This window comes from Armatimonas sp. (assembly GCF_043760365.1).
Taxonomy (GTDB): domain Bacteria; phylum Armatimonadota; class Armatimonadia; order Armatimonadales; family Armatimonadaceae; genus Armatimonas.
On the sequence record NZ_JAYUPA010000298.1, the window covers coordinates 1 to 1,943 of the forward strand.

Below are 1,943 nucleotides of genomic sequence, written 5' to 3' on the forward strand. Positions count from 1 at the left end.
GGCACGACTTGTGGCGGCGGCGTTCATTGAGCAGATGATCCTCTCCACCAATACGATTGTGCCCGATCCTGCCCGAGCTATCGAGGTGCTGGCCGATGCCTGGAAACTCTCCAAGCAAACCGCTGAGTACATCAAGTTCGGACTGTATGGCGAGTCCCACCAGGACACGCTCTACGGCCTTGTAAACGCCGTCACCAGCGCAGCGCAGAAACTGCCCGTCGAGAGCCGTTTCGAGCTTGAAACGCTGGCAAGTGTCCTGATCGACACTACTAGCGAGAGCCGAGCAGACCAAGCACTACGCACGCGGATTCTTTCTCCGAAAGGAGGACTACTGGTGTGAGCGCTATTTCCCCCACGATAGACAAGCGGCTTGCCGCTGTCTGCCAGCGCCTCCGGGGGCTGGCGGCAGAGATCGAGGAGAAATGGCGCTTCGGTGTCGTTCACCTGCTTGTCGAAGATCAGGTGATCCAAGCCCATCGCGGTTGGCGCATCGAAGTCCCTGTTACCGAGCTTGACGACTACATCGGCGAGCCGGAGGACGGTGAGGTCGTACCGCTACCGCCAAGTGCGGAGGAGGCCATCGAACTACTGGAGCAGATCCTAACGACCTGCCGAGGTGTTCGAGGCATAGATTCTCCCGCTGTTCCAAAGCCTGAACAGCTTCGCGCTCTAGAGGCACTGTTAAAGCGGAGATAACACCGCTCTCGTTTCCCCAGATCACCGGGCCATGCTGCCCGGAGACGGGTGATCATGGCTCGGGCTTTTCGTTTTAGAAAGGATACCAACCCTATGACCGCCCAACGGTCTCCTGTTTCATTGGATGAAGCGAGACTCCTCGCCAACGTCAACGAGCGGGCACAACGACTCTTCGAGGACGGATATAGAATCCGCTGCCTCGATGCCAACCGTTATTTGGTTCGATCCCAACCGGGAGCGACCTACACGGTAGATCGCTTGGAGAACACCTGTTCATGCCCCTTCTTTGAGAAGCATGGCGGGCGTTATCCCTGCAAGCACACCCTCGGATGGAGAAAGCTCCTGCTCACGCAGAGAGCCGCCATCGCACGACTCAGCGCACGCTGGGAGGCGGTGGAACGAGAGGCGAGCATTGAGCAAGTGCTGCAAAGCGCGACTCGCGTTCTAAAGCAAGGTTTGGAGGTACCGACATGCCCCTAAATCCACTGGGCATGTCCCTGACGATTTCTCGCTACAAAGGCGGTCGGCACTGGGCAGTGCGAGAAGCCGACACCGGCTCTCTCGTGGTCGTCACAGTCTATCGCAAAGGCGCTGCCGAAGTGGTGCGAAGGCTCACCGGGCAAGTCCCGGAAAGAGCACAGCGACAGAGGCGAGAGACCTTCGTCTATGAGACAAAACCTTCACAGGAGGTGACTTCATGAGCGGTTATACCCGTCCCATCAAGTTTCTCTTGGGCAAGGTCTACATCACCCCAGCCGCCGTCGAAGCCCTGATCCGCAATGAGGAAGAGCTGATGCACCTACTCAAGCGGCATCGGGAAGGCGACTACGGCGCGGAGATGTGCTACGACGACCGAGTCGTCAACGAACAGGAGATTAAGCGCGGCGGTCGAGTTCTCTCCAGCTACACCCTGAAAGACAGCACCGTCATCTGGATAGTGACCTCGGCGGGTTGGCAAGAGAGTTTAGCGATGATTCGCGAGGAGTATTGACCCATGACCACTCTCAAGAATGGCCCAAAAGTCATCGTGCTCCACACGGACGACTAGGTCTTCTGCTTCACCGATAGCAACGGCTGTGAGTGGCACTGGAACGCAGGTGCGGCAATGCGGCTGGTGGAAGCCAGCGGCAGACAGCCCATGACGTTCTACCCGAGCGATCACGGGCTGACAGTCGAGTATCTGCAAAAGCAGTATCCCGATCTGGATCTGGATTATGCCAAAACCACCGACGTGACGAGGCCCATTC

The 1,943-nt window shown here is 57.9% G+C and carries 5 protein-coding genes; all 5 read left to right on the forward strand.

Annotated elements, in window-relative coordinates:
* Nucleotides 1-340, forward strand: a 340-nt coding sequence (locus tag ACH2EH_RS07145; RefSeq protein WP_395140285.1) for a hypothetical protein, incomplete at its 5' end; no start/stop codon positions are given.
* Nucleotides 337-696 carry a hypothetical protein gene (locus ACH2EH_RS07150; protein ID WP_395140287.1) on the forward strand — a complete coding sequence of 120 codons (360 nt, stop codon included), beginning with the start codon at nucleotides 337-339 and terminating at the stop codon, nucleotides 694-696. The genes ACH2EH_RS07145 and ACH2EH_RS07150, both read left to right, overlap by 4 nt.
* Nucleotides 697-789: 93 nt before the next feature.
* Complete coding sequence (locus tag ACH2EH_RS07155) at nucleotides 790-1,176, forward strand: SWIM zinc finger family protein (RefSeq protein WP_395140289.1); 387 nt, start codon at nucleotides 790-792, stop codon at nucleotides 1,174-1,176.
* Between the two features lie 11 nt (nucleotides 1,177-1,187).
* Nucleotides 1,188-1,397, forward strand: a complete 210-nt coding sequence (locus ACH2EH_RS07160; RefSeq protein WP_395140291.1) for a hypothetical protein — start codon at nucleotides 1,188-1,190, stop codon at nucleotides 1,395-1,397.
* Entirely contained in the window at nucleotides 1,394-1,687 is a 294-nt protein-coding gene (locus ACH2EH_RS07165; RefSeq protein ID WP_395140293.1) for a hypothetical protein, read from the forward strand. Before ACH2EH_RS07160 ends, ACH2EH_RS07165 begins: the two co-directional genes overlap by 4 nt.
* The last annotated feature ends 256 nt before the right edge of the window (nucleotides 1,688-1,943 follow it).